A 26,313-nucleotide genomic window follows, 5' to 3' on the forward strand; every position below is an offset into this window, starting at 1 on the left:
CCCCGCGCCCCAGGTCCCGGCTGGTCCTCATGGGCGTTATGAAGCATGAATAACGCCCATGAGGACCAGCCGGAAACCGTGAGCCGCGCTGCTTCGGTGGGCGGGCCGGGCGCGGCGTCGGCTGGCACTCACCGTGGTCATGAGGCACGAATGACCACGGTGAGTGCCAGCCACCAACCGGGAGTCGTGCCGCCCAGGTGAGTGGGCCGGGGGTCCGCGCGGTCAGGAGCGGATGAACCGGGTCGCCGCGTCGGCGAGCGCGGCCTGGAGCGTCCCCGCGTCGGGAGCGGCCGAGTAGGCGCGCAGAGCCGCGTTCACCGCGCTCTGCCACCCCTGCGAGCAGGCCGACCCGTGCGCGCACGACGGCACCTGCACAGCCGACTTCCAGTCGGTCATCGCGGACTGCTGGTACGGCGAGAAGCCGGCCGCCGGCACGTCGGTGCGGGCCGGGATCGACCCCTTGGCCTCGTTGAACACCTGCTGCCCGGCCGCCGAGCTGACCGTTTTCAGCCAGCATTCGGTCCCGCCGATGTTGGTGGCTCCGGTCGACAGCGTGAACGAGTCGGCGAGCCACTGGAAGGTGTTCCCGTTGCCGGGGAACGTGAACCACCCGTACCCGGGGAAGCCCTTGGCGGTGAGATCGGCGGCGGCCCAGTCGCCCATCAGCTGGTACCCGGCCTTGCCGTCGATCAGGAGCCGTTCGGCCTGCGGCCAGTCGAGCGAGTCCCGGTCCGGGTTGCCGTAGTCGAGCAGGGTCGCGAAGTCACCGATGGCCTTGGTGACCGGCGCGCCCTTCCAGTCGGTCGCCCCGGTGAAGAGCCCGGCGAACCGGTCCGCGCCCAGGTCGGTGATCAGCACCGACTCCAGCAGCATCAGCTGCGTCCAGTCGCGGCCGAGCGCGAGGGGCGCCTCCACCCCGGCGGCCTTGAGCTTGGCCAGGTCGCCGAGGAAGGCCGGCAGATCCTTCGGCGGGGTGGTGATCCCGGCGCCGGCCAGCACGGACGGGTTGGTCCAGACGACGTTCGCGCGGTGGATGTCGGCCGGCACCGAGTAGATCTTGTCGCGCACGGTCAGGTCGTCGATCAGCCGGGCCGGCAGCACGTCGCGCAGGCCCCAGTCGGCGTAGTACGCCGTCAGATCCTCGACCTGGCCCGCGTCGATGTAGTCGAGCAGCTCCGCACCGGCGTGCGCCTGGAACGTGTCCGGCGGGTCGTGGCGGACCATCCGCTCGGTCAGCGCCTGCTTCGCGTTGACCCCGGCGCCGCCGGCCACCGCCCCGTTCTCGAAGCGCTGACCGGGACAGTCCGTGCCGAAGCGGGCGACCAATGCGTCCAGCCCCGCCTTCTCCCCGCCCTCGGCCCACCAGCTGAAGACCTCGACGGTGCTCGGCGGTGGCGGGTCGTCGTGACCGGAACCGCAGGCGGAGGCGGCCAGCAGCGTGGCTGCTGCGAGAACGGCCACCATGCGCATGCCGCCCAGAGTATTACCGAGCGGTGGAAAGCGCCGCACCGGAGGAGACCGGATCCGGCAGTTCCCGGCGCCCCCGGAACGGGCCGAGCAGAATGATCAGACCGGTCGACGCATAGGTCACCGTCATCACGACCATCGCGACCCGGCTGCCGTACGCCGTGGCCAGCACCCCGCCGAGCACCGCCCCGGCCGGGATAGTGCCGTAGTTGACGAACTGCATCGCGGTCAGCACCCGCCCGAGCAGGCCGGACGGCACGTACGCCTGCCGGAAACTCCCCGCGATCACGTTGCCGGCCACGACGAACGCGGCGACCAGGGCGCTCCCGACGGCGAACGCGATCAGCCCCGCGCCCGGGGAGGTGAACGGCAGCAGTAGCGACGCGCACCCGCCCGCCGCCTTGACGGTCCGCAGCGCCCGGGCCGCGCCGAAACGCCGTACGAGAAAGGGCACGGCAGTTGCGGCGGCGACGCCGCCCAGACCCGAGGCGGAGAGCAACAGCCCCACCGTGCCGGTGCCGACGCCGACCTCGCGCACCAGGAAGACGACGGTGATCGCACCGTACCCGTTGAGGGCGAGGTTGCTGATCGCGCCGTGCGTCATGAGGTTGCGCAGGTAACGGTCGCGCCCGAGCCAGCGCAGGCCGGCCCGGATCTCCCGGGTGATGCTCTGCCGGGCCGCGCGGGCGACCGGCCGCTCGGGGCGCCGGATCGCGGCCAGGCTCAGGAACGAGACCGCGAAGCTGGCCGCGTCGATGGCCAGGCCGGTGACCGCGCCGGCCGCCGCGGCCAGGGCGCCGCCCAGTGCCGGGCCGGCGATCTGCGCGGCCGAGTCGCTGCCGTTGGCCAGCGCGTTCGCCCGGATCAGCTGATCCGGGCCGAACATGGCGGGGAGGTAACCGGTGTACGCGATCTCGAAGAACACCGTCGCGACCCCGGTCAGCAGGGCGACGGCCAGCAGGTGGACGACGGTGAGCCGGCCGAGCCAGGCGGTCAGCGGGACGCTCGCGACCAGCACCGCGCTCACCGCGTCGCAGGCCAGCAGCACCGGACGTTTCGCGAGCCGGTCCACCCAGGCGCCGGCGGGCAGCCCGATCAGCAGCCAGGGCAGCCACGCCGCGGCGGTGAGCAGGCTGACCGTGAGCGCGTCAGCGTGCAGCTCCTGCACGGCGATCAGCGGCGTGACCACGGCGGCGACCGCGCTGCCCACCCGGCTGACGGTCAGGCCACCCCAGAGCTTGCGGAAGTCGTTGTCCTCGAGGAGCGACGACATCACGGCCTCGCCGGGAATCCGCGGCCCAGCACGAAGACCGGCTCGCGATCCTCGCGCTCGGGCCTGCCCCGGTACTTCGCGAACAGCGCGTTGATCTCCTCGCCCAGCTCGGCCAGCTCCTCGGGGGAGAGGCGCATCCAGGCGTCGGTGGCGAACGCGCTGGTGCCCCACGGCTCGTCGCGGGAGGCGGGACTGCCCACCCAGGATCGGATCAGGTCGAGCTGCCGCTGCAGGCCGATCGCGTCGGCGGCGTCGGCAGCCTCCGGCGTGAAGTCGGCCGGGTTCCACGAGATGCGGGGATCGGCCATCCGCCACCAGTGCTCCTTGCGGTTGCGGGCCAGCTCGGGCGCGGGCTCGATGAGCCCGGCCTCGGCGAGCACCCGCAGGTGGTGGCTCACGTTGGCGACCGCCTGCCCGGTGGCGCGGGCCAGCGCGCTGGGCATCGACGGGCCGTCGACGCGCAGCGCGTCGAGCAGTCGGCGGCGCAGGGGGTGGGCGACGGCTCGCAGCGCGGCCTCGTCCTTGATCTCAGCCATGCCCCGAGCCTGCCATGGTTAAGAGTTGTTGCGCAACACCTCTTTACTATATGCCGGAGCGGCTTATCACGAGCACAGACACCTGACAGGGCTCGCACAAGCCTCGATGTTTCGCTGTTCAGCACCATCTCAGGAAGGCGGCACACCGTGACGGAGCAGGAACGGGACAACGCGGCATACGTGCGTGAGGTCCACGACAAGGGCCTGGCGTTCGACCTCGGCACGATGAACCGGCGGCGGATGCTGACGCTGATCGGCGGTGCCGGAGCGGCCGCCGTGGTCACCGGCACGCTGATCGGCACGGCCGGACCGGCCGCCGCGGCGGAACTGGCGGAGATCGAGACCGAGACCGCGGGGCCGTACCCGGCGGACGGCTCCAACGGCGTCGACGTGCGCACCGAGTCTGGCATCGTGCGCAGCGACATCCGGTCGTCGTTCGGCACGTCGGCGACCGTGGCCGACGGCGTCCCGCTGGAGTTCTCGATCACCGTGGTGGACCTCGCGGGCGCGCCGGTCGCCGGGGCGGCGGTCTACGCCTGGCACTGCGACCGGGACGGGAACTACTCCCTCTACTCCACCGGGATCACCGGCGAGAACTACCTGCGCGGCATCCAGGAGACCGGCACGACCGGCACGGCCACCTTCACCAGCATCTTCCCGGCCTGTTACTCGGGGCGCTGGCCGCACATCCACTTCGAGGTCTACTCGTCGCTCGCGAACGCGACCAGCGGGGACGGCCCGATCGTGAAGACCTCACAGATCGCGATCCCGGAGGACATCGCCGACCTGGTGTACGCGACCGACGGCTACAGCAAGAGCGTCACGAACCTGAGCCAGGTCAGCCTGGCCACCGACAACGTGTTCGGGGACGACTCGGCGGCCCGGGAACTGGCGACCGTCACCGGGAGCGTCGCGGCCGGCTTCACGGCGTCGCTGACCGCCGCCGTCGACCCGGCCGGGACCGAGCAGAGCGGTGGTGGCGGCACGCCGCCGGCCGGAGGGCCGCCTGTCGCGCCGAGCGCGACCGCGACGGCAACCGCGGCCACCACCGAGCAGAAGACCCGGCACTGGTGGAACCCGTTCAGCTGGTGACGGTGCGGAAACCGGGACGCGGGCCGGCCCCCACGCGAACCCGCGTCCCGGTCCCTCCACTCAGACCTCGGCAGTGAGCTCGAAGACCTGCGTGGTGGGGTGGCCGGCGCGCTCGTGCACGCGCATCACGGCCTCCTTGCTCGGGCCGGTGCTGAGGCAGAAGACCTTGCCGGCCTCCGGGTCGAGCCAGGCGCGCTCGAAGTGCACCCCCTCCTCGCCCTCGATCTTGAGATCCGCCTCGTGCGCCGCGTTCAGCTGCTCCGCGGTGACGCCGACGAATCCGTCGTGGACGTCCATGAACTTGGCCATCGCATTTCCCCTCGATGTGCGGCGTGGTGCCTGACCAGTACAGCGTGCGGCGGACGGCGCCGTCGGACATCGGTCATAACACCTAGGAAGGCGGGGTCCGGCTCCTAAAGTTCCGCTGTGACTCTCAGCAGTCCCGTCCTGATCGGACGCCACGACCTGCTCGACCTCGCCGACCGGCGACTGACCGAAGCCGCCCAGTGCCGCGGCGAGTTGCTGCTCCTCGCCGGTGAGGCCGGCATCGGCAAGACCCGCCTGCTCCGGGAGATCACCCGGCGGGCCACCGGGGCGGGCTTCGCGGTGATCGCCGCGGCCACCGCGCCCGGTGCCGCCGAAGTGGCCGCCGGTCTGCTCACCGACCTCGGCGCCGGCCTGCGGCGGGACCCGGCGACCGCGGGGACCGGCGAGCGGATCATGGAGCGGCTGCGCGAGGGGGCGGAGGGCGACCCGGACCGGCACCGGCGGCTGCTCGTCGCCGACCTGACCGAGATGATCGAGCGGGTCGCCGCGTGCCCGCGTCCGATGCTGATCACCCTGGAGGATCTGCACTGGGCCGACGACCTGACCCTGGACGTGCTCGCCCGCCTGGCGCTGCGGGCCCACACGCTGCCGATCCTGCTGATCGGGACGTTCCGCAGCGACGAGCTGTACCCGCGGGTGCCGATGCGGATGTGGCGCACCCGCCTGCTCACCCAGCGCAACGCCGAGGAGATCCGGCTGCCGCGGCTGGGACGCGAGGACACCGCGGCGCTCGCGGCGGCGATCACCGGCGCGGTCCCGGCGCGGATCTCCGCGGTGTTCGACCGCAGCGACGGGATCCCGCTGCACGTCGAGGAGTTCCTGGCCGCGCCCGACGGGGTGCCGGACACCCTGGCGGACGCCGTGCTGCTGCGCGCCGAGCAGCTCGGCCCACAGGCCCGGGAACTGGCCGGGGCCGCCTCGGTGCTCGGGCGCTCGTTCGACCTGGACCTGCTGGTGGCGATCACCGGACTCGCCCCGGCGATGATCGACGCGGCGCTGCGTGAGCTCGGCGAACGGTTCTTCCTGCAGCCTCGCGGGGACGGCCTGGCCTACGACTTCCGGCACGCGCTGATCCGGGACGCGCTCTACACCGACCTCGATCCGCTGCGGCGTCGTGAGCTGCACGGCAAGGCTGCCGAGGCGGCCGCGGCGGCCGGGTTCGCGGCCGCGTTCGTCAGCGATCAGTTCGAGCGGGCACAACGACCGCGAGAGGCTTTCCCGTACGCCGTGAGCGCGGCCGCCGAAGCCGTCGCGCTCTCCGCGCACCAGGAGGCGGCCGACCTCTACCGGCGGGCGCTGCGCACCGCGGAACCCGGGACCGACCGGGCGCCGCTGCTGGCCGCGTTCGCCGCGGAACTCGCCGCGATCGACGACAACGCCGGCGCCGACCGGGCGTACTCGCAGGCCCACGACCTGCTCCTCGCGGCCGGGGACCCGGATGCGGCGGCGGCGCTGCTGCCGGGGTGGGTCGCGGTGCGGCATCTGCTCGGCGACCGGCTCGAGCAGCGGGTCGCCGCCCTCCGCGCCGGGATCCCGCTCGCCACCGGCGTGACACTCGCCAGTCTGCATGCCGCGCTGGCGGCGGCGTACATGCTGGACCGGCGGCTCGCCGAGGCGCTGGCGGACGGATCCGAGGCCCGGCGGCTCTACGGCGAGACCCCGGACCTGGACCTGGACGCCACGGTCGGGTCCGTGCTGCTCTTCCTGGGACGGCTCGACGAGGGCGGTGAGCTGCTGGAAGACGTGATCGCGCGGGCCACGGCGGCGAACCTCGAACGGCAGGCGGCCCGGGCGTACCGGATGCTCGGCTCGTCGATGTCGGTGCTCGTCGAATACGAGCGGGCGCACCGCTGGCTGACCGCCGGCATCGCCTACGCCGAGCGGGTCGAGCGCTTCAACGACCGGCACTACATGGCCGCGCACCTCGCGCACGTCAGCTGGGCGACCGGGGACTTCGCCGGGGCGTCCGCACAGGCGCGGGCCGCGCTCGCCGACGGGCGGGGCGGGATCACGACCCGGATCACGGCATTGCACGTACTGGGATATGCGGCCCTCGTCAGTGACCCGGAAGCGGCGAGAGCCGCCCTGACCGAGGCCGCCGAGCTCGGCGGAGCCATGCGTGAGCTGCAGCGCGTCTCGCCGGCCTGGTGGGGTCTCGCCGAGCTGGCGCTGCTCGCCGGGGACGCCGGCGCGGCGATCACCTGGTGCGAGAAGGGCTGGGCGGCGTCGGCCGAGATCAAGGACGCTTCCTACCTTTTCCCGTACGTCGTGACGGGCGCCCGTGCGTACCTCGCCGGCAGCGGGCCCACGCGGGCGCGGGAATGGGTGACCCGGGTGTCGGAGCTGCTCCGGGAGCGGGCGATCCCGGGCACGCTGGGCGCCATCGACCACGCCTGGGGGATCATCCACCTCGCCGAGGGGCAGACCGGCAGAGCGCGCCCGCTGCTGGCCGCGGCGGCGTCGTTCTGGACCGGGCGGCGGCGCTTCTGGGAGGGCACCGCGGTGCTGCTCGACCAGGCGCGATGTGCCCACCGGTCGCGCCGGCCCGGGGAAGCGGCGGGATTCGTGGCGGCGGCCCGGGACGCCTTCGGGGCGCTGCCCGCGGCGTGGCTCGCCGGGACACCGTCGGCCCGGGCGGACTCCTCACCGCTCACGGCGCGGGAACTCGAGGTGGCCCGGCTCGTCGCGTCCGGGCGGACCGATCGGGAGATCGCGGGAACGCTGGTGATCTCGCCGCGGACGGTGGCGGCGCACGTGGAACACATCCGGACCAAGCTGGGGGTGGGGCGGCGTACGCAGATCGCCGGGTGGCTCGCAACGGTTGAGCCTTCGAGCTAATTCCATCGTGGTAAGTCAAAAGGGCCATAGCTCACGGTCTATCCGGCTCGGCACAATCTGCGCATGAGTGCACCGGGGAACTCCGTCGTCCTGCTCGTCCTGCTCAGCCTCTTCCTGAGCTGTGCCGGGTACGCGCTGGGGCGGCTGCACGAGCGGCGGATGAGCGGGGAGGAGCGGGAAGAGGCGTACCGCGACGGCTACGACCATGCCGCCCGCAGCGTGTTCAGCCTCGCCGCCCGGGTGGCCGGGCCACGGCGGCGGGCGGCCGTGCGGGCCTCGGCCGTGGTCGGCGAGTCCCCGGCGGTGACCGGTGAGGGTGAACCCCGAACGGGTGAAGCCGCGTCCGCTCCCGCTCCGAACGTGGCGGCGCCCGAACCCGAGCCGGAGAGCGTCAGCGTCGCCCCGGTGCCGCCGCCCGTCGGATTCCCGGCGCCGGCGCCGCACGTGGTGCCCGGGCTGCCGGCGCCCGCGGCGCAGGGTGGGGTGCACTATTCGTCGCTGCCGGATCCGTACTGGTCGGGCGAGACCGAGCCGATCGCCGCCCCGGCGCCGCCCGCTGTTCCCGAGCCGTGCGCTGTTGCCGAGCCGCGCGCTGTTGCGGAGCCCCGCGCTGTTCCCGAGCCGCGGGCTGTTGCGGAGCCGTGCGCTGTTGCCGAGCCACCCGCTGGTCCGGCGCCCCGGCCGCGGCATTCGGCGGAACCGGAGAGCGCGGGGCGGCACACCGTGCCCGACGAGCTCGTGCGGGCCGCGACCTACAAGCTCGCCCCGGATCGGGTGGCGCGGGCGAAGGTGCTGCCGCCCAGCGACCCGGCCGATCCCCCGGTGCCGCGGCCGCGCGGCCAGTGAAGGCAGGCGTGGCCGATGCCCGGGTGGTCCGCCCACCTGTCGTGGCCGGTCTGACTCAGGGCTGCCGGCCCAGTCGCAGGAGAACTTCCGCCAGTGGGCCGGCGCCCGGCGGGACCGCACGGGCCGGGGCGAAGGCCGCGCCCGGACTCAGCCGTGCCTCCCCGTCGGGGACCGCGCGGGCGATCGGGAGAGCGGCGGCCAGCACATCGTCGGGGAGGTCGAACGGGAGCGACAGCGTCGTGGCGACGTCCCAGCCGTGCACCACGTAATCGACCAGGTGGAAGGAGAGCGCCAGCCGGCCGGGGAACGTGCGGTCCGCGCTCAGCTCCGGCAGCTGGACTTCTCGGGCGAGAGCGCCGGGCGCGGCGAACGCCTCCACGACGGTGGCCGCGGCTTCGGCGTACTCCTCCCGGAAGTCGTCTCCGGGACGAACCGGCTCCCAGACGGCCGGGTCGCGGCCGTGACCGTGCACCGCGGCGGCGAACCCCCGGTGCTGGGCGGTCATGTGCGCGAGCAGGTCGCCGAGGTCCCAGCCGGCGCACGGGGTCGGGCGGGTCAGGTCGGCGACGGTGGCCTGGTCGACGAGTCCGACCGTGGCACGGACCGCGGCCGCGTGGACGTTCCCAGAAATAGTATGCATACGCTTATCATGGGCTCATGTATATGATTGGTCAAGGGTGCGGGCATGACAGGCTGCTCGGATGGCTAGGGATGATCTCGGCGCGCTGGCGGCCCGGCTCGGGCGGCGGCTGATCGCCATGGAGCAGCCGATTCTGGCTCGGCACGGGGTGTCGATGTGGGCCTATGTCGTGCTGAACGGCCTCGCCGGCGGTGAGGTGCGGACCCAGGCGGCGCTCGCCACGAGCATCGGGGCCGACAAGACGCGACTCATTCCGGTCCTCGACGACCTGCAGGACCGTGGGCTGATCACCCGCGAGCCGGATCCCGGCGACCGGCGGGCGCGCCTGCTCGGGCTGACCGGCAGCGGTCGCGAGCTGCACCGGGCCGTGCAGGCGGAGATCCGGGACGCCGAGGACCGGCTGATGGCGGAGTTGCCCGCGAGCGACCGGGACGCCTTCCTCCGGACGCTGTCAGCGCTGGCCGGCTGACTGGGCGACCGCTTCCTGGAGTCCCCGGGCGGCCAGCCGGTCGGCGCGCTCGTTCTCCGGGTGGCCGGCGTGACCCTTCACCCAGTGCCACCGGACCTCGTGCCGGCGGACAGCCTCGTCGAGACGCTGCCAGAGGTCCACGTTCTTGACCGGCTGGCGGCCCGAGGTCTGCCAGCCGTTGGCGCGCCAGCGCGGGATCCACTTCGTGATCCCGTCCCGCACATAGACGCTGTCGGTGTAGATGTCGACGACCAGCGGCGCCCGCTTCAGCGTCTCCAGGGCCCGGATCGGCGCCATCAGCTCCATCCGGTTGTTCGTCGTCGACGTGGCCTCGCCGCCGCACAGATCCTTCTCCGAGCTGCCCCAGCGCAGGACCGCGCCCCAGCCGCCGGGACCGGGATTCGGCGCACAGGCCCCGTCGGTGTAGATCTCGACGACGCGGCTCTGCTCACCCATGCCGCGAACCCTACCGAAAGCGCCACCCCGCACAGCACCCGCAACCGCCTGCCCGACGACCGCCCGCGCCTGCCCGCGCCCGACGCGCCCGGGCCCGCGCCCGCGCACCCGACGCGCATGTCCGCGCCGCGTGTCCGCGCGCGACGCGCTCACCCGTACGGCAAGCGTGATCGCCTCCCTCACGGGCGCAGCCGCCCGAATACACCACCGGCGCGACCACGCACGCACCACCAGCCGGAACCCGGCGCGGCCCGGAGTGAGGGAGACCATCCACGGACCGCCCGGGGCGGGCCCCGCCCGGGACAGCCGTATCGTGGCCGGAGGCGGATCGAATGGGCGGAGCTCATGGTGGGTGGCGACGTGGCCGCGGTTGAGGTAGGAGACGTCGTGGTGCGCTACGGCGACACGACAGCCGTCAAGGGGGTGTCGCTGCGCGCCCCACGCGGGCGGGTGCTCGCCCTGCTCGGGCACAACGGCGCCGGCAAGACGAGCCTGCTGCAGGTCTGCGAGGGGTTCCGGAAACCGGACGGCGGCACGGTCCGCGTCCTGGGCCTGGACCCGGTCGCCGAGCACGACGCGCTGATGCCCCGCCTGGGCATCATGCTGCAGTCCGGCGGTGTCTACCCGTGGGCCGCGGCCGGGGAGATCCTGCGCCTGTTCGCGTCGTTCGCCGCGCACCCGCTCGACCCGGACATGCTGCTCGACCGGCTCGGCCTGCGGAAGGTGGAGAAGACCCGGTTCCGTCGTCTCTCCGGCGGCGAGCAGCAGCGCCTGAGCCTCGCGGTGGCCCTGGTCGGCCGCCCCGAGCTGGTCTTCCTGGACGAGCCGACCGCCGGCATGGACACCGAGGCCCGCCACACCACCTGGCAGCTGATCGAGGAATTGCGCTCCGACGGCGTCTCCGTCCTGCTCACCACGCACCTGCTCGACGAGGCCGAGCGCCTGGCCGACGACGTGGTGATCATGCGGTCCGGCGAGGTCGCGGCGACCGGAACGCCGGCCGAGCTGACCGCGGCGGCCGGCATCGACCTGCTGGAGGTCCGCGCCGACCCGGGCCTGGAGCTGGCCCCGCTGAAGGCGCGGCACGAGGTCACCGAGACCTCCCCGGGGGAGTATGCGATCACCGGCGCGCTCGACACCCACGCCCTGGCCGACGTGCTGGCCTGGTTCGCCGCCGCGGACGCGCACGTCACCGCGGTGAGCAGCCGCCGCCGCACGCTCGAGGACGTCTACCTTTCCCTGACCCGCCAGCACGGCGTTGCCGTAGGAGCCATCAAATGAGCGCCGGAACCTTCACCCCGGCACCCGGGCGCGCCCCGATGCGCACGATCATCGGCCGGCAGATCCGCATGGAGTTGCTGCTCACGGCCCGTCGCGGTGAGGCGGTGGTGCTGGCGATGGGCGTTCCGCTGCTGGTCCTGCTCGGCGCCGGCCTGACCCACGCGACGAACCTGCCGACCGACGACCGGCTCGGGTTCGTCGTCCCTGGCGTGCTCGCGCTGACCGTGATGTCGACGGCGTTCACCGGTCAGGCGATCACCACCGGCTACGAGCGCAGCTACGGCGTGCTCAAACGCCTCGGCGCCTCGCCGCTGACCCGGCCCGGGCTGCTGCTCGCCAAGACGGCGGCGATCCTGGTGCAGATCGTCCTGCAGGTGATCTTCCTGGGGCTGGTCGCGGTGCTCGTCGGGTGGCGCCCGCAGTTCGGCGACATCCTCCCGGCGGCCGGGGTGACAGTGCTGGCCGCCGCGGGGTACAGCGGGCTGGCCCTGCTCCTGGCCAGCGTCCTGAAGCCGGAGACGACGACCGGCGCGGCCACGCTGATCTACGTGGTGATGCTCGCGGTCGGCGGGATCATGTTCGCCGCGCCGGATCTGGGGACGGCCGGCTGGTTCCTGCTGCCGCTGGCCGCGCACGCGCAGGCGCTGCGCGACACGCTGATGAACGGGACGGGCATTCCCCTGTCGATCTGGCTGGCGCTCGGCACGTGGGCGGTCGTCTGGCTGACCCTGGCGGCCCGCAAGTTCCGCTGGGAGTAAAGGCCCGGCGTGTCCATCGATCGGTGGACAACCGATGACGGTCGCGCGGTCGTCCCGGGCGAGCATGCCCGGGCGGCACGATTCCCGGTATGGAAGCCATCGAGGTAACCGCACTTCGCAAGACATACAAGGACAAGGAAGCGGTACGCGGGATCGACCTGACCGTGGCCCGCGGTGAGATCTTCGCGATGCTTGGGCCGAACGGCGCGGGCAAGACCACGAGCGTCGAGATCCTGGAAGGGCATCGGCGGCGTGACGGCGGGGACGTCCGGGTGCTCGGCGAGGACCCGGGAACGGCCGGGCAGGCCTGGCGCAGCCGGATCGGCATCGTGCTGCAGAACACCGACGACGCGGCCGACCTGACCGTGGCCGAGATGGTGCGGCACGTGGGCGGGTTCTACCCCGGGCCGCGGGCGGTCGACGAGGTGGTCGAGCTGGTCGGCCTGACCGCCAAGCGGAACGCCAAGATCCGCACGCTCTCCGGTGGTCAGCGCCGGCGGGTGGACGTGGCGCTGGGCATCGTCGGGCGGCCCGAGCTGCTCTTCCTGGACGAGCCGACGACCGGGTTCGACCCGGAGGCGCGCCGCCAGTTCTGGGACCTGATCCGGACCCTCGCGGGCGAGGGCACCACGATCCTGCTGACCACGCACTACCTGGACGAGGCCGAAGCGCTCGCGGACCGGCTCGCGGTGCTCGCGGACGGGCGGATCGTCGCCGAGGGCACCCCGGCGACGCTCGGCGGGCGGGCCGCGGCCGGCTCCAAGGTCTCGTGGCAGGAGAACGGGCACCTCCGTACCGAGCAGCCGGCCGACCCGAGCGAGTTGCTCCGCAAGCTGGCCACGGACGGCACCGATCTGCGCACCCTCACGGTCACCCGGCCGACCCTCGAAGACATCTACCTGACCCTGATCGGAGCGCAGCGATGACCGTCACCACCAGCGCGAACGTGAGCACGGCGGCGATGAGCCTGAGCCGCGGCCGGATCGAGGTGCTGCAGTTCTTCCGGGACCGGACGGCGATGGTGTTCACGTTCCTGTTCCCGGCGATGCTCCTGCTGCTGTTCGGGACGATCTTCGGGGACTCCTACGACGAGACGGGGGTCAGCGCGAGTCAGGTCTACGCGGCGAGCATGCTGGCCTACGGCGTCCTGACCACCGGTTTCGTGACGATGGGCTCGGGGCTGGCGCTCGACCGGGAGGACGGCACCCTCAAACGCCTCCACGGCACGCCGTTGCCCGTCACGGCGTACCTGATGGGCAAGGCGATCCTGGTTTTGACGTTGAGCATCGCCGAGGCGGCGCTGATCATCCTGGTCGGCGTGCTGGTCTTCGACATGCCGCTGCCGGACGCGAGCCACTGGCTCACCTTCGCCTGGCTGATGCTCCTCTCGGTGCTCACCTGCTCGCTGCTGGGCGTGGCGGTCAGCGCGATCGTCAAGCGTGCCCGCAGCGCCGGCGCGATCCTGAACGTGCCGGTCGTGGCGCTGCAGTTCATCTCCGGCATCTTCATCCACCCGATCACCCAGCTGCCGTCCTGGCTGATCACCGTGGCGTCGCTCTTCCCGGTCAAATGGATGGGCCAGGGCTTCCGGTACGTCTTCCTCCCGGACTCCATGAAATCCATGGAAGCCGCGGGGGCCTGGGAGCTCGGCCGGACGGCGTTGGTGCTCGGCGTGTGGTGTGTGATCGGATTGGTGCTGTGCCTGGCGACCTTCCGGTGGAGCGACAAGGATCGATGACCGACTCGGAGGCCGACTACGTCGCGTATTCACGCTGGTGGGACGTCTACTTCTTCGTGGTCGCGGCCGCCAACGCGGTCGCGCTGTTCGGATCGGGCGAGTCGGCCGCCCGGGAGCTGATCGCGGCCGGCGCGATCGCGGGGATGATGATCGTGCACGCCACGATCGGCTGGCGGGCGGTACGTGGCCCCGAAGGCCCGCTTCCGATCACCGTGCTCGCCGGGCAGATGGCGCTGTTCCTGGTGGCCGCGTCGACCGTGCCGATGGCGTCCTGGCTGCTGTTCGCGGTGGTCCCGCTGACCTTCCAGCTCGCCCCGGTGCGGCTCGCGATCGGTGCGGTTCTGCTGGTCACGCTGGTCCCGACGGTGGTCGACGTGGTCACCGGCCAGGGTGACGCCAAGCGCGACCTGATGATCTCGTTGATCTCCGCGGCGTCCGGGATCTGGCTCGGCCTGTGGATCATCCGAGTGATCGAGCAGAGCAAGGGGCGGGCGGCCCTGATCGCCGAGCTGGAGGCGACCCGCGCCCAGCTGGCCCGCCTCTCCCACGAGGCCGGCGTCACCGCCGAGCGCACCCGCCTCGCCGGCGAGATCCACGACACCTTGGCACAGGGCTTCACCAGCATCATCACGCTCATCCAGGCGTCCGATCCGGAGCTGCGCGACGAGCGCCTGGCCCTCGCGGTCCGCACCGCGAAGGAGAACCTGGCCGAGAGCCGGGCCATCGTCGCTGCCCTGTCACCCTCCGCTCTGGCTTCGGGACTGCTCGACTCGGTACGTCGTCAAGCGTCCCGTTTCACCGAGGAGACCGGTGTCCAGGCCGGGTTCCGGGTCACCGGTGAGTCGCGTGACCTGCCGACACCCGCCGAGGTGGTGCTGCTCCGGGCCACTCAGGAGGCGCTGACCAACGTACGGCGGCACGCTCGCGCGAACGAGGTGGCGGTGCTGCTCGCGTACGCTCCCGGGTCGGTGCGGATCGCCGTGCGCGACGACGGGTGTGGCTTCGACCCGGCCGGCCCTGGCGGGTTCGGGCTGCGGGGGATGCGTCAACGGGCCGAGCAGGTCGGCGGCACGCTGACCGTCCGCAGTGACCCGGACACCGGCACGACGATCGAACTGGAGGTTCCCGCGTGATCCGGATTCTGCTCGTCGACGATCATCCGGTGGTACGAATGGGGTTGCGCGGCATGCTCGACGCCGAACCCGACCTGACCGTCATCGGCGAGGCGTCCGACGGCGCGGAAGGAGCCGAGATCGCCCTGCGGGAACGGCCCGACATCGTGCTCATGGACCTGCGGATGCCCGGCGGGGACGGTGTCGAGGCGACCGGGCGGATCCTCGCGGCGGACCGGGACATCAAGGTCATGGTGCTGACGACGTACGAGTCGGACCGCGACATCCTGCGTGCCATCGAGGCCGGGGCCAGCGGGTACCTGCTCAAGGACGCGTCCCCGGCCGAACTCGCCGACGCCGTGCGGGCCGCCGCGCGCGGTGAGACGGTGCTCGCGCCCAGCGTGGCGTCGACCCTGGTCCGTCAGGTGCGCAGTCCCGCCCCGCCGGCGTTGTCGGCGCGCGAGACCGAGGTGCTGAAGCTGGTCGCGGCGGGGCTGACCAACGCGGAGATCGGCAGGCGCCTGTTCATCTCGGAGGCGACCGTCAAGACCCACCTCCTGCGCGTCTTCAACAAGCTCGACGTCGCCGACCGCACCGCCGCCGTCACCACCGCCATGCGCCACGACCTCCTCTGACCCCACGTCCCGGCCGGCGGCTTTGCGTCACGCGGCCCTGGACCACGCGGGCAGGGGAGTTGACGCCGGGGCCGGGGCGCCAGATGGCGTCGGGCGCGAAATGGTCCGAGATCGTTCCGGCGCGAGTGGTTTCCGGGGCGCGGGGTGGCATCCAGGCCGGGCATGCGGCGCGGTCGCGGTTCCCGGCTGGTGCTCATGGTCGTTATTCGTTCCTCATAACGACCATGAGCACCAGCCGAAGCCTTGCGCCGCGCGGCGGGGTGACCAGCGACGGCCTCGCGTGTGCTCGGGGTCGGCCCGCTCACGGACGTCCGCCCCTGCGGGCGGGTGCTCGGGTTGTGCTCTGACCGGGACTACCCGCGGAGGTCGCCCTTCCGGGTTTCGCGTTCTGGGCCGGCCACGGCCCTGCGAAGCCCGCAAGGGTCCCCGCGGGAGCGACGATCCGGACCACAGCGGAGATGGGCAATGAAGACTTTGATCGTGAATTGCGGCGGCCGGGACGTGCCCGCGGGAAACCGCCAATAGCCGGATATGCGCTCGGGCGGGCGTCCATAATTACCGGGATTCGTCTGTTGTCGCAGCTCAAGGACGTTCACCTGCCGGGCAGTCACCCCGTCGGCGCGCGCCCTCGGAGTGCTCGCCGGCACCTAGCCGTCCGACTCCGTCGAGGTCAGGTGATCGCTTACCGGTTTGTTGACCGGAAAAAGGCGTTCCGCCAAAAAGAGCCCGTTATGCCGGTTAGATTACGGGTGGCTCCGCCTCACGTGGCTCGACAGTCCCGTGTTTGCGCTGCTGAGGGCCGGTTTCGCCGGCGCCCCGACCGCCCCAAGGTGCGGTATCGAACAGGCAGCCTCGTCGGGTGACGAGGAAGCAAAGCCAGGGGCCTCCCCGCTGGAGGTTGCCCAGCCGCCGAAGGAGACAGGAAGAGAATGCGTCACCGACCAATCCCAACGGCGCCGTACGAGCGAGTGCCGTTCACTTTCTGGGGACGAGCACGGGTCCGGACAGTCCTGGCGACCGTCGCAGCTTCCGCCGCCGGCCTCGTCCCGGCGATGCTCGTTCCGGCCGCCCCCGCCTACGCCGCCAACAACTCCTCCGTCGCGGACATCACCGTCGCCGACGCGGGCAACTGGGAGGGTGGCAGGGTCACCTTCACGGTCAAGTACACCGGTGAGGCCCCGGGTGACTTCACGTTCGCCGGGGCGGACGGGTCGGCGGACGGTGAGAGCAACCCCGCTGGGGTGGACTTCGACAGTGACCCGAGTCTGACCTCCGTCACCTTCCCGGGCACCTCCACGGGTGGCGTCAACACCGCGACCGTGAGCTTCACGACGGCCGCCGACGCCGACGTCGCGGACGAGGACTTCAGCCTCGTCGTCACGGACACCAACGGCGGCACGAAGAACGCGACCGGCAGCATCTGGGCCGCCTCCGCCTACCCGGCCTACACGCTGACCGGGCCGACGGACGCGACGGCGGAGACCGCTGTCAGCTCCGGCGGCGGCACCTCGCAGCAGAAGATCACGGTCACCGCGACGCTCGCCACCGCGATGCCGCACCCGGTCACCATCCCGGTGGCCACCGCCGTGGCCTCCGCGCGGTCCGGCACCCCAACCCTGCAGGCGCGGTCCACCGGTGACACGCTCCGCGACTACACGGCGTTGCCGGCCGGGGCCTCGATTACGATCCCGGCCTACGCCTACACCGGCACCACCTCCGTCGACCTCTACGACGACGCGCTCGACGAGGTGGACACCCAGTACTTCTACGTGCAGCAGGCGAGCACTCCGCTCGGCGCCGCGACCAACGCGACGCCGCTCGAGGTGGCCATCACCGACGACGACTCGGCCCCGTCGGTGAAGATCGGCAATGCGCCCGCGGCGACCGAGGCCGGCGTGCTCAAGTTCCCGCTGACCCTCTCCGCTCCGTCGGAGAAGACGGTGACCGTGGACTGGGAGTCCGTGGACGGCACCCAGCTCGCCGACTCGAACCCGGCCACGCTGGCCGACACCGACTACACCCAGGTGACCGCGGGAACCGGCGCGGGCCGGGTGAGCGTCGCGCAGTACACGACGACCGCCACGGGCAGCCTCACCACGCTGGGCGACTCCGACTTCGAGGGGCCGGAGAACGTCCGGGCACGTCTGGTCGACACCACCGCCGGCGCCACGCTGGACCCGGCGGCGTCGAGCGCGACGGGCGTCATCAACGACGACGACGCGTCGACGGCCGGTCCGGTGGTCACCCTCACGCCCACCACGGTTGCGGAGGGCGACTCGGGGGAGAACGTCCGCAAGATCGCGGTGACGGTCACCAGCGCCACGTACCCGACCCCGGTCAAGATCGACTGGAAGACGAAGGACGGCACCGCGAAGGCGGGGACCGACTACCGGGCCGGCGAGGGCAGCTTCACCATCCCGGCCAACACCGCCACGGGGACCTGGACCAAGGACATCCCGCTCACCGTTCTCGGTGACAAGGTCCTGGAAGGCACCGAGGGCCTGTCCATCACGTTGTCGAGCACGACCTCCACGATCCGGAACGCCGGCGACATCGCGATCAGCCTCTCCGAGAGCGGCGAGGCGGACGCGAAGCCGACCTTCAACGTGGGGGACGCCTCGGTCACCGAAGGCAACAGCGGCACCACGATGGCGAAGGTCCCGATCTCGCTGAGCGGCCCCGCGCCGACGGACACCGTGTTCACCACGATCTTCACGGCGGACACCGCGGTGACCGGTGGCAGCCTGGCCGGCGACAACGACTACACCGAGCCCACCGTTGCCACCGCGACGATCAAGGCGGGGGAGACGACCGGGGAGTTCAACATCCCGATCACCGGTGACACGGTCTACGAACGTGACCAGATGTTCAGCGTCGCGTTCACCACGGCCAGCACGGACGTGACGGCGACCAACACGCCGTACGTCAAGCACGTCGCGAAGATCACCGTCGGTAACGACGACGCCCAGCCGACGCTCACCTTCACCCCGGCCACCGTGACCGAGGGGCAGGCCCTCGCGGTCACCGGCAAGATCGTCGGGGTCTCCGAGTACCCGTACACCCTGGGCCTCACCGTGGGCGGCACCGAGAAGGACCCGGCCGTCAACGGCACGGACTTCAATCCGCCGGCCAACTTCGCGTCGAACAACACGATCACCGTCGGTCGCGGGGTGACCGGTCCGCTGGTCGACATCAACGGCGCCTACTCCTGGACGTTCTCGGCTCTGGACGACCAGATCGACGAACCGACCGAGGGCTTCACCGTCACGGCGAACGAGACCACCGGCGTGCCGACCGGCTTCACTCCGGCCATCGGCACCTACAAGATCGCCGACGACCCGCTGGACTCGCCGCCGGCGGTCGCCATCGGTGACGTCACGGTCAACGAGAAGGACGGCAACGCCGAGGTGCCGGTCGACCTGACCTTCACCGGCGACGCCACGTCGAGCGTGCAGACCCTGACGATCCCGTACTACACGACGGACGGCACGGCCAAGGCCGGCCGGGACTACACGGCGGTCCCCAAGGGTGTTCTGTCGGTGCCGCCGGGCACCATGCACACCACCATCAAGGTGCCGGTCATCAACGACCCGGAGATGGAGTCCGACGAGACGTTCAACGTCCGGCTCGGCGCTCCGCAGCCGCTGGGCGTGCAGGTGCTCGGCGGGGACTCCACCGTCACGATCAAGTCGGACGACACGACGGCGCCGGTGGTGCCGACCCTGACGGTGACCGGCCCGGCGAAGGGCGCCGGCTCGGTGGTCCTCTCCGGCAAGGCCGCTCCGGGCGCCGAGGTCTGGCTCTTCGGTGCGGCACTGCCCGAGACCGACAAGAAGGACCTGAAGAAGCTCGTCTCGGTCAAGGCCGACACGGCGGGCAACTACCGGTTCACGCGGTCGGTCAGCACGGGGTGGGCGTTCTACACGGCGACCAACGCCGGCACCACCTCGGTCCGGGTCGTCAAGCTGACCCAGTCGCCGTCGCTCACCGTGTCGACCAGCAAGGGCAAGCTCACCGCCACGGTCGGCGGCAACCCGAAGGCCTCCGGCCAGACGGTCACCGTCCAGCGCAAGAGCGGCACCAAGTGGGTGACGGTCGCCTCCGGCAAGACCACCGCGAGCGGCTACAAGGGCACCTGGAGCTTCAAGTCGGGCACGAAGCTGACGCTGCGCGCCCTGGTCTCCGGCAACACCGGCCTGGGCATCAACGCCGGCTACTCCGCCACGAAGACCATCACCATCAAGTAAGCACCACCTGACCCGAAACAACGGGGGCGGCCTGCAGAGGCCGCCCCCGTTCCCTTGTGTGCGGCGTCAGTCCACTTCGGCGACGGCCGAGGCGAACTGCGCCGAGTACAACCGCGCGTACGCCCCCTCCGCCGCGATCAGCTGGCCGTGCGTCCCCTGCTCCACGATCGTCCCGTTCTCCATGACCAGGATCAGGTCCGCGTCCCGGATGGTGCTGAGCCGGTGCGCGATCACGAAGCTGGTCCGCCCGGTCCGCAGCGTGTTCATGGCCCGCTGGATCAGTACCTCGGTCCGGGTGTCGACGGAGCTGGTCGCCTCGTCGAGGATCAGGATGCTCGGCTCGGCGAGGAACGCCCGCGCGATCGTGATCAGCTGTTTCTGGCCGGCGCTGACGTTCGACCCCTCGTCGTCGATCTTCGTGTCGTAACCGTCGGGGAGCATGCGCACGAATCCGTCGACGTGTGCCGCCTCGGCTGCCCGGACGACGGCTTCCTGATCGTGGGAGTCCGCCCCGTACGCGAGGTTCTCCGCGATCGTCCCCCCGAACAGCCACGTGTCCTGGAGCACCATCCCGATCTGCTCGCGCAGTTGCTCCCTCGGCATCGTGGCGATGTCCACCCCGTCGAGCGTGATCCGCCCGCCGGTCACGTCGTAGAACCGCATCAGCAGGTTGACGAGCGTCGTCTTGCCGGCCCCCGTCGGCCCGACAATGGCGACGGTCTGCCCCGGCTCGACCGAGAGCGACAGGTTCTCGATCAGCGGCTTGTCCGGGGTGTAGCGGAACGACACGTTCTCGAACGCGATCCGCCCCTGCACCGGCGGCATCTCCCGGGGATCCGGGTCCGGCGTCTGTTCGGGCGCGTCGAGCAGCGCGAACACCCGCTCGGCGGACGCCACTCCGGACTGTACGAGGTTCGCCATGCTGGCCACCTGGGTCAGCGGCTGGCTGAACTGCCGCGAGTACTGGATGAACGCCTGCACGTCGCCGAGGGACAGCGACCCGGAGGTCACCCGCAGCGCGCCGACGACCGCGACCAGCACGTAGTTGACGTTGCTGATGAACATCATGGCCGGCTGGATCAGGCCGGAGATGAACTGCGCGCGGAAACTGGACGCGAACAGCTTGTCGTTGTGCTCGCGGAAGGTCTCCTCGGCCTCGTGCTGCCGGCCGAAGACCTTGACCAGCGAGTGCCCGGTGAACATCTCCTCGATGTGCCCGTTGAGCTGGCCGGTGGTCTTCCACTGGGCGACGAACTGCGGTTGCGCCCGCTTGCCGATCGCCTTGGTCAGCAGGAACGACACCGGGATGGTGACCAGCGCGATCAACGCCAGGAGCGGCGAGATCCAGAACATCATCCCCAGTACGCCCACAACCGTCAGCAGCGCGGTGATGAGCTGGGCGAGCGTCTGCTGCAGGGTCTGCGCGATGTTGTCGGTGTCGTTGGTGGCCCGGCTCAGGACCTCGCCGCGCGCCTGCTTGTCGAAGTACGACAGTGGCAGCCGGGACAGTTTCGCCTCCACCTGGTTGCGCAGGTCGAAGACGGCGGTCTGCACGACGCGCGCGGTGATCCGGCCCTGGAACACGCCGAACACCCAGGCGAACACGTAGACCACGACCACCCCGGCCAGCACCTGCATCAGCCGGTCGAAGTCGATGCCCTGGCCGATGACCACGTTGTTCATGCCGGCCAGCAGGTCGGCCATCTTGGTGTCGCCGTTCTGGCGCAGCAGCTCGATGGCCTGTTCCTTGGTGACGCCGGGCGGCAGCGACTCGCCGAGCTTGCGGCCGACGACGCCGTCGAAGATGACGTCGGTGGCGTGGCCCAGCAGCCGCGGGCCGAGCACGGACAGGAAGACCGAGGCGATCCCGAAGACCAGGACCAGCCCGACCAGCATCCGCTGCGGCGCGAGCATCTTCAGCAGCCGGATGGTCGAGCCCTTGAAGTCCTGCAGCTTCTCCGGCGGGCCGCCGGCCCCCATCATCATCCGGGCGGCCGGCGGGCCACCCATCGGCCGCGCCGGCGGCCTGCTGGGCGCGGTCATGCTGTGCCTCCCTTGGCGCGCTCTCCCGGCCCTTGCTTCGCTGCGGTGCAGTCGATCACGCCGCGGCCTCCTGCTCGGTGAGCTGAGAAAGAACGATTTCCCGGTACGTCGGATTGCCGTCCATCAGTTCCTCGTGTGTCCCGGTCCCGACCACGCGGCCGTCGTCGAGCACGACGATCCGGTCGGCGTCCCGGATGGTGCTGACCCGCTGCGCCACGATCACCACCGTCGCGTCCGCGATGTACTCGGTGAGCGCCGCCCGCAGCGCCGCGTCCGTGGCGTAGTCCAGGGCGGAGAAGGAGTCGTCGAACAGGTAGATCTCCGGCCGGTGCACCAGCGCGCGGGCGATCGCCAGGCGCTGCCGCTGACCGCCGGAGACATTGGTGCCGCCCTGCGCGATCGGGGCGTCGAGCCGGCCCTCCATCGCCTCGACGAACCCCTTGGCCTGGGCGATCTCCAGCGCTTCCCAGAGCTGTTCGTCGGTGGCGTCCGGGTTGCCGTAGCGCAGGTTGGTCGCGATCGTGCCGGTGAACAGGTACGGCCGCTGGGGCACGATCCCGACCAGCCGGGACAGCAGCCCCGGGTCGAGCTCGCGCACGTCCACGCCGTCGACCAGCACCTCGCCCTCGCTCACGTCGAACAGCCGGGGGACCAGGTTGAGCAGGGTGGTCTTGCCGCTGCCGGTGGACCCGATGATCGCCGTGACCTCCCGGGGCCGGGCGACAAGACGTACGCCGGAGAGCACAGCGGCCTCAGCCCCGGGATAGCGGAAGCTGACGGACCTGAGTTCCAACTCGCCGTGCCTGGTCACCTCGGTGACCGGCGCCGCGGGCGGCGTCACCGAGGTGTCGGTCCCGGTCACCTCCTGGATGCGCTCGGCGCAGACCTCGGCGCGCGGGATCATGATGAACATGAAGGTGGCCATCATGATCGACATCAGGATCTGCATCAGGTAGCTGAGGAACGCGGTGAGCGCGCCGACCTGCATGTGGCCGCCGTCGATCCGGTGCCCGCCGAACCAGAGCACGGCGATGCTGGACAGGTTCACGATCAGCATCACGGTCGGGAACATCAGCGCCATGATCTTGCCGGCCTTCAGCGAGACCTGGGTCAGGTCGTCGTTGGCGACCTCGTAGCGCGCCTTCTCCCGGTCGTCGCGGACGAACGCCCGGATCACCCGGATGCCGGTGATCTGCTCGCGCATCACCTGGTTGACCCGGTCCAGCTTGACCTGCAGGCTGCGGAACAGCGGGCGCATCCGGCTGATGATCAGGGCGACCACGCCGATGAGAATCGGGATGATCACCAGCAGCAGCGAGGAGAGCGGCACGTCCTGACGCAGCGCCAGCACGATGCCGCCGACGCACATGATCGGCGCCGAGACCATCAGCGTGAACGTGAGCAGCACCAGCATCTGGATCTGCTGCACGTCGTTGGTGGTCCGGGTGATCAGCGACGGGGCGCCGAACTGGCCGACCTCGCGCGCCGAGAACGTCTGCACCCGGCTGAAGATCGAGTCCCGCACGTCCCGGCCGACCGCCATGGCGGTGCGCGCGCCGAAGTACACCGCGACGATCTGCGCCGCGATCTGCAGCACGGTGATCGCGAGCATCCAGCCGCCGACCTGCATCACATAGCCGGTGTCGCCGGTGATGACACCCTTGTCGATGATGTCGGCGTTCAACGTCGGTAGGTAGAGCGTCGCGAGCGTCTGCAGGAACTGGAAGAGCACGATCAGACCGATCGTGTTCCAGTACGGCCGCAGGTGCACGCGAAGCAACTTCATCAACACTTCGCTTGCTCCCCCGAATCTAGAAGGATGCCGTCGAGCAGCAGGGACGCCAGCTCGGCACCACTGAACTGCTCGCTGTCGCCGAACGGCCCGAACGTGTTCGCGCCGCAGTAGAGCAGGAGTAACCGGGCCGCCTTGGCCGGCGGGACCCGCAGCCGCGCCGCGTCCGGCTCGAGCACCGCGGTCACGGCCGTCATCAGCTCGCCGCGGGTCGAGGTCATCCGCTCGCGCGCCTCAGGGCTGCTCTCACCCGTGATGATCAGGCGTCGCGCGGAGTGCATGAGGCTCGCGTTCTCGGTGAACCGGGCATGCACGATCTCGGCCGCCCGCAGCAACCGGGCCCGCAGGCCGGCCGCGGGGTCGATCGCGGCCAGCGCGTCCAGGGTCGGCTGCGGGTCGAGCGCCTGGACCACCGAGCAGACCACCAGCTCGTTCTTGTTCTGGAAGACGCCGAAGATGGTGCCCTCGGCGACCCCGGCGGCGTGCGCGATCTGCCGGGTGCTCACCTCGACACCGTGCTCGTGCAGCAGCGGGATGGTCGCCGCGATCAGCGCGGCCCGCCGCTCGTCCGGCGCGAGCGCCGGTTGTCGTCTGCGTCTGTTCTCCACGGCGCACAGCCTAATGAGCGAGCGCTCACTCATCCACTGACTTTTGTCATGGGTGTTCCCAGCCCCCTCGTCGAACCGGAAACGACACGGGGGCGTATCAAGAGAACGTGAGCCAACCAAGCAAGCCGTACCGCCGGGTCATTCGCCACGTGACCACGGGTTTCGCCGCAGTCCTCGTCTTCCTCGCGCTGATCCTGCCGGACCAGATCACCCGGCTGCCCCCGGGCAACCACTGGTACACCGCCCTCGCGCGGATCCCGGTCGAGGGGCTGATCGCCGGCGCGGTCCTGCTGCTCACACCCCAGCGGGGCCGTCGCTGGCTCGCCGCCGGTCTCGGCATCCTGCTCGGTGCGCTCACCGTGGTCAAGCTCATCGACATCGGCTTCTTCTGGGTGCTGGCCCGCCGCTTCGACCCGGTCCTGGACTGGACGCTCTTCGACGACGGCTACAACTTCCTCGGCGACTCGATCGGCCGCGCGGGCGCGGCCGGTGTCGCGGCCGGCGCGATCCTGCTCGTCGTCCTGCTGGTCGCCGGCATGACCTGGGCGATGGCGCGCCTGACCGCGGTCGCCGTCGGCCACCGCCGCGTCGCCTGGAGCGGTCTGGGCACCGCGACGGCCGCCTGGGTCGCGCTGTTCCTCGGGAGCACCCAGCTGATCGGCGGCATCCCGGTCGCCGCGCACGCCGCCGCCGACCTGGCCCAGGACACCGCGCTGGCGCTGCCCAAGGATCTCGCCGACAAGCGGAAGTTCACGCAGGAGGCGCTGAACGACGCGTACCGGGACCGTCCGGGCAGTCAGCTGCTCACCGCGCTGCGCGGCAAGGACGTGGTCATCTCGTTCATCGAGAGCTACGGGCGCGACGCCGTGGAGAACCCGGCCTTCAACGGCTCGGTGCTGACCGCCCTGGCCGGTGGCGACCAGAAGCTGGCTGAGGCCGGATTCGCCGCCCGCAGCGGTTTCCTCACGTCGTCCACGGCCGGCGGCGGCAGCTGGCTGGCCCACTCGACGTTCCTGTCCGGGATGTGGGTCAACAACGAGTCGCGTTATCGCAGCCTGATGGCGACCGACCGGCTGACGCTGACCAAGACGTTCAGGACCGCCGGGTACCGCACGGTCGGCGTCGAGCCGGGCGTCATCTACGCCTGGCCGGAGGGTCAGTTCTACGGTTACGACCAGGTCTACGACAAGGCCGCGCTCAACTATCACGGCCCGCAGTTCAGCTGGTCCCCGATGCCCGATCAGTACGCCTTGTCGCAGTTCCAGAAGTTCGAGTACGGCAAGCCCGGCCGTGGCCCGCTGCTCGCCGAGATCACCCTGACCTCCAGCCACACCCCGTGGGCGCCGGTCCCGACCATGCTCGACTGGGACCAGCTCGGCGACGGCAGCGTCTACGGCCCGCAGGCCAGGACCACCAACCCGAAGGAGGTCTGGAAGGACGACTCGAAGATCAAGACCGAGTACGCCCGCTCGATCGCCTACTCGGTGGACAGCCTGATCGACTGGGCCACCACCTACGGTGACGACAATCTGGTCATGGTCTTCCTCGGGGACCACCAGCCGGCCCCGGTCGTCGTCGGCCAGAACGCCACCCACGACGTCCCGATCACGATCGTCGCCAAGGACCCCAAGGTCTTCGACCGCATCACGTCGTGGGGCTGGACCAGCAGCGTCAAGCCCGCCCCGAACGCCCCGGTCTGGCCGATGAACACCTTCCGTGACCGCTTCCTGGCGGCCTTCGGCCCGGAGGGCGACCCGCACTGACCGCTCCCCGTCCGCTTCCGATCCCCGGCGGGCAAAGGGACCTTGAAGATCAACATCAAGTTCCTCATTGCCTGCGTCCGCTGTGGTCCTTCTCCGCTGCTCCCGCGGGGACCCTTCCGGGCCTCGCAGGGCCGTGACCGGCCCAGAACGCGACGCCCGCAAGGGCGATCTCCGTGGCGGGGCGCGGTCACAGCAGCAGACCTGTTCGCACCTCCAGCCGGCCAGAGAGGTCCCGCCCGTCGAAGCCCGCGATGAAGACGGTGGACACGCCCGCATCGCGCCCCCTCTTCCCGGCTGGTGCTCATGGTCGTTATTCGTGCCTCATAACAGCCATGAGCACCAGCCGGGAGGGTGACCGCGGCTGGGGGCGGACCCGCGGAGTGGCTGGGGGG

Annotated in this window: 21 protein-coding genes and 1 riboswitch; of the genes, 12 read left to right on the top strand and 9 right to left on the bottom strand. The window is 71.1% G+C overall.

The features are described 5' to 3' along the window. Positions 1 to 222: 222 nt before the first annotated feature. The 3 genes from Acy02nite_RS32940 to Acy02nite_RS32950 are packed head-to-tail and all read right to left on the bottom strand — an operon-like array spanning position 223 to position 3,276. A complete protein-coding gene (locus Acy02nite_RS32940) occupies positions 223 to 1,470 on the bottom strand; it encodes an ABC transporter substrate-binding protein (protein WP_203749362.1) in 1,248 nt (415 codons plus the stop codon). A gap of 13 nt (positions 1,471 to 1,483) precedes the next feature. Continuing rightward, positions 1,484 to 2,740, bottom strand: coding sequence for an MFS transporter (locus tag Acy02nite_RS32945; RefSeq protein ID WP_203749365.1), 1,257 nt, complete (start codon positions 2,738 to 2,740; stop codon positions 1,484 to 1,486). Then, the gene (locus Acy02nite_RS32950) at positions 2,740 to 3,276 is read right to left on the bottom strand and encodes an ArsR/SmtB family transcription factor (RefSeq protein ID WP_203749368.1); all 537 of its coding nucleotides are present in this window, start codon (positions 3,274 to 3,276) and stop codon (positions 2,740 to 2,742) included. The genes Acy02nite_RS32945 and Acy02nite_RS32950 overlap by 1 nt, the downstream gene beginning before the upstream one ends. A 147-nt stretch (positions 3,277 to 3,423) precedes the next feature. Between Acy02nite_RS32950 and Acy02nite_RS32955 the strand changes: the two genes are divergently transcribed. After that, positions 3,424 to 4,368, top strand: a complete 945-nt coding sequence (locus Acy02nite_RS32955; protein ID WP_239175430.1) for a dioxygenase family protein — start codon at positions 3,424 to 3,426, stop codon at positions 4,366 to 4,368. 60 nt (positions 4,369 to 4,428) lie between these two features. Here the strand turns inward: Acy02nite_RS32955 and Acy02nite_RS32960 are convergent, their stop codons facing one another. Continuing rightward, positions 4,429 to 4,677, bottom strand: coding sequence for an SCO4226 family nickel-binding protein (locus Acy02nite_RS32960; protein WP_203749371.1), 249 nt, complete (start codon positions 4,675 to 4,677; stop codon positions 4,429 to 4,431). Between the two features lie 117 nt (positions 4,678 to 4,794). Here Acy02nite_RS32960 and Acy02nite_RS32965 point away from each other — a divergent pair, with 117 nt between their 5' ends. After that, positions 4,795 to 7,533, top strand: a complete 2,739-nt coding sequence (locus Acy02nite_RS32965) for an ATP-binding protein (protein WP_203749374.1) — start codon at positions 4,795 to 4,797, stop codon at positions 7,531 to 7,533. A 63-nt stretch (positions 7,534 to 7,596) separates the two neighbouring features. Then, positions 7,597 to 8,379, top strand: a complete 783-nt coding sequence (locus Acy02nite_RS32970) for a hypothetical protein (RefSeq protein ID WP_203749377.1) — start codon at positions 7,597 to 7,599, stop codon at positions 8,377 to 8,379. Between the two features lie 55 nt (positions 8,380 to 8,434). Here Acy02nite_RS32970 and Acy02nite_RS32975 read toward each other — a convergent pair whose 3' ends face one another. Next, positions 8,435 to 9,019, bottom strand: a complete 585-nt coding sequence (locus Acy02nite_RS32975; protein WP_203749380.1) for a TIGR03086 family metal-binding protein — start codon at positions 9,017 to 9,019, stop codon at positions 8,435 to 8,437. A gap of 61 nt (positions 9,020 to 9,080) precedes the next feature. Here Acy02nite_RS32975 and Acy02nite_RS32980 point away from each other — a divergent pair, with 61 nt between their 5' ends. Next, entirely contained in the window at positions 9,081 to 9,488 is a 408-nt protein-coding gene (locus Acy02nite_RS32980; protein WP_203749382.1) for a MarR family winged helix-turn-helix transcriptional regulator, read from the top strand. On the opposite strand, the gene rnhA is transcribed toward Acy02nite_RS32980, so the two are convergent. Beyond that, a complete protein-coding gene (rnhA, locus tag Acy02nite_RS32985; protein WP_203749400.1) occupies positions 9,471 to 9,944 on the bottom strand; it encodes a ribonuclease HI in 474 nt (157 codons plus the stop codon). The genes Acy02nite_RS32980 and rnhA overlap by 18 nt on opposite strands. Before the next feature lie 360 nt (positions 9,945 to 10,304). Between rnhA and Acy02nite_RS32990 the strand changes: the two genes are divergently transcribed. The 7 genes from Acy02nite_RS32990 (at position 10,305) to Acy02nite_RS33020 (ending at position 19,715) form a co-directional block, all read left to right on the top strand. Continuing rightward, on the top strand, positions 10,305 to 11,225 hold the full coding sequence (locus tag Acy02nite_RS32990) for an ABC transporter ATP-binding protein (protein ID WP_239175431.1): 921 nt from the start codon (positions 10,305 to 10,307) through the stop codon (positions 11,223 to 11,225). Beyond that, entirely contained in the window at positions 11,222 to 11,983 is a 762-nt protein-coding gene (locus Acy02nite_RS32995) for an ABC transporter permease (RefSeq protein ID WP_203749406.1), read from the top strand. Before Acy02nite_RS32990 ends, Acy02nite_RS32995 begins: the two co-directional genes overlap by 4 nt. A gap of 89 nt (positions 11,984 to 12,072) precedes the next feature. Beyond that, a complete protein-coding gene (locus Acy02nite_RS33000; RefSeq protein WP_203749409.1) occupies positions 12,073 to 12,909 on the top strand; it encodes an ABC transporter ATP-binding protein in 837 nt (278 codons plus the stop codon). Next, positions 12,906 to 13,721, top strand: coding sequence for an ABC transporter permease (locus tag Acy02nite_RS33005; protein ID WP_203749412.1), 816 nt, complete (start codon positions 12,906 to 12,908; stop codon positions 13,719 to 13,721). Before Acy02nite_RS33000 ends, Acy02nite_RS33005 begins: the two co-directional genes overlap by 4 nt. Next, the gene (locus Acy02nite_RS33010; protein WP_203749415.1) at positions 13,718 to 14,854 is read left to right on the top strand and encodes a sensor histidine kinase; all 1,137 of its coding nucleotides are present in this window, start codon (positions 13,718 to 13,720) and stop codon (positions 14,852 to 14,854) included. The genes Acy02nite_RS33005 and Acy02nite_RS33010 overlap by 4 nt, the downstream gene beginning before the upstream one ends. After that, positions 14,851 to 15,468, top strand: coding sequence for a response regulator (locus Acy02nite_RS33015; protein WP_203749418.1), 618 nt, complete (start codon positions 14,851 to 14,853; stop codon positions 15,466 to 15,468). Before Acy02nite_RS33010 ends, Acy02nite_RS33015 begins: the two co-directional genes overlap by 4 nt. Positions 15,469 to 16,303: 835 nt before the next feature. After that, positions 16,304 to 16,382, top strand: a riboswitch (cyclic di-GMP riboswitch). Between the two features lie 138 nt (positions 16,383 to 16,520). Next, on the top strand, positions 16,521 to 19,715 hold the full coding sequence (locus Acy02nite_RS33020) for a Calx-beta domain-containing protein (RefSeq protein ID WP_203749421.1): 3,195 nt from the start codon (positions 16,521 to 16,523) through the stop codon (positions 19,713 to 19,715). Positions 19,716 to 19,781: 66 nt separating this feature from the next. Here Acy02nite_RS33020 and Acy02nite_RS33025 read toward each other — a convergent pair whose 3' ends face one another. From Acy02nite_RS33025 to Acy02nite_RS33035, 3 genes are read right to left on the bottom strand one after another with little or no spacing between them, the layout of a single operon-like run. Next, complete coding sequence (locus Acy02nite_RS33025) at positions 19,782 to 21,758, bottom strand: ABC transporter ATP-binding protein (RefSeq protein ID WP_275407305.1); 1,977 nt, start codon at positions 21,756 to 21,758, stop codon at positions 19,782 to 19,784. 55 nt (positions 21,759 to 21,813) lie between these two features. After that, positions 21,814 to 23,550: an ABC transporter ATP-binding protein gene (locus tag Acy02nite_RS33030; protein ID WP_203749424.1), complete on the bottom strand. Its 1,737-nt coding sequence runs from the start codon at positions 23,548 to 23,550 to the stop codon at positions 21,814 to 21,816. Next, the gene (locus Acy02nite_RS33035; protein ID WP_203749427.1) at positions 23,544 to 24,158 is read right to left on the bottom strand and encodes a TetR/AcrR family transcriptional regulator; all 615 of its coding nucleotides are present in this window, start codon (positions 24,156 to 24,158) and stop codon (positions 23,544 to 23,546) included. The genes Acy02nite_RS33030 and Acy02nite_RS33035 overlap by 7 nt, the downstream gene beginning before the upstream one ends. 107 nt (positions 24,159 to 24,265) lie before the next feature. Here Acy02nite_RS33035 and Acy02nite_RS33040 point away from each other — a divergent pair, with 107 nt between their 5' ends. After that, entirely contained in the window at positions 24,266 to 25,921 is a 1,656-nt protein-coding gene (locus Acy02nite_RS33040; protein ID WP_203749430.1) for a sulfatase-like hydrolase/transferase, read from the top strand. The last annotated feature ends 392 nt before the right edge of the window (positions 25,922 to 26,313 follow it).

The organism is Actinoplanes cyaneus (assembly GCF_016862095.1).
Taxonomy (GTDB): Bacteria; Actinomycetota; Actinomycetes; order Mycobacteriales; family Micromonosporaceae; genus Actinoplanes; species Actinoplanes cyaneus.

Coding starts and splice junctions, on each gene's coding strand:
- Acy02nite_RS33005 (WP_203749412.1), top strand. CDS start 12,906: ATGACCGTCACCACCAGCGCGAACGTGAGCACGGCGGCGATGAGCCTG.
- Acy02nite_RS33020 (WP_203749421.1), top strand. CDS start 16,521: ATGCTCGTTCCGGCCGCCCCCGCCTACGCCGCCAACAACTCCTCCGTC.
- Acy02nite_RS32940 (WP_203749362.1), bottom strand. CDS start 1,470: ATGCGCATGGTGGCCGTTCTCGCAGCAGCCACGCTGCTGGCCGCCTCC.
- Acy02nite_RS32960 (WP_203749371.1), bottom strand. CDS start 4,677: ATGGCCAAGTTCATGGACGTCCACGACGGATTCGTCGGCGTCACCGCG.
- Acy02nite_RS33000 (WP_203749409.1), top strand. CDS start 12,073: ATGGAAGCCATCGAGGTAACCGCACTTCGCAAGACATACAAGGACAAG.
- Acy02nite_RS32945 (WP_203749365.1), bottom strand. CDS start 2,740: ATGTCGTCGCTCCTCGAGGACAACGACTTCCGCAAGCTCTGGGGTGGC.
- Acy02nite_RS32995 (WP_203749406.1), top strand. CDS start 11,222: ATGAGCGCCGGAACCTTCACCCCGGCACCCGGGCGCGCCCCGATGCGC.
- Acy02nite_RS32950 (WP_203749368.1), bottom strand. CDS start 3,276: ATGGCTGAGATCAAGGACGAGGCCGCGCTGCGAGCCGTCGCCCACCCC.
- Acy02nite_RS32975 (WP_203749380.1), bottom strand. CDS start 9,019: ATGCATACTATTTCTGGGAACGTCCACGCGGCCGCGGTCCGTGCCACG.
- Acy02nite_RS33010 (WP_203749415.1), top strand. CDS start 13,718: ATGACCGACTCGGAGGCCGACTACGTCGCGTATTCACGCTGGTGGGAC.
- Acy02nite_RS32970 (WP_203749377.1), top strand. CDS start 7,597: ATGAGTGCACCGGGGAACTCCGTCGTCCTGCTCGTCCTGCTCAGCCTC.
- Acy02nite_RS33025 (WP_275407305.1), bottom strand. CDS start 21,758: ATGACCGCGCCCAGCAGGCCGCCGGCGCGGCCGATGGGTGGCCCGCCG.
- rnhA (WP_203749400.1), bottom strand. CDS start 9,944: ATGGGTGAGCAGAGCCGCGTCGTCGAGATCTACACCGACGGGGCCTGT.
- Acy02nite_RS32980 (WP_203749382.1), top strand. CDS start 9,081: ATGGCTAGGGATGATCTCGGCGCGCTGGCGGCCCGGCTCGGGCGGCGG.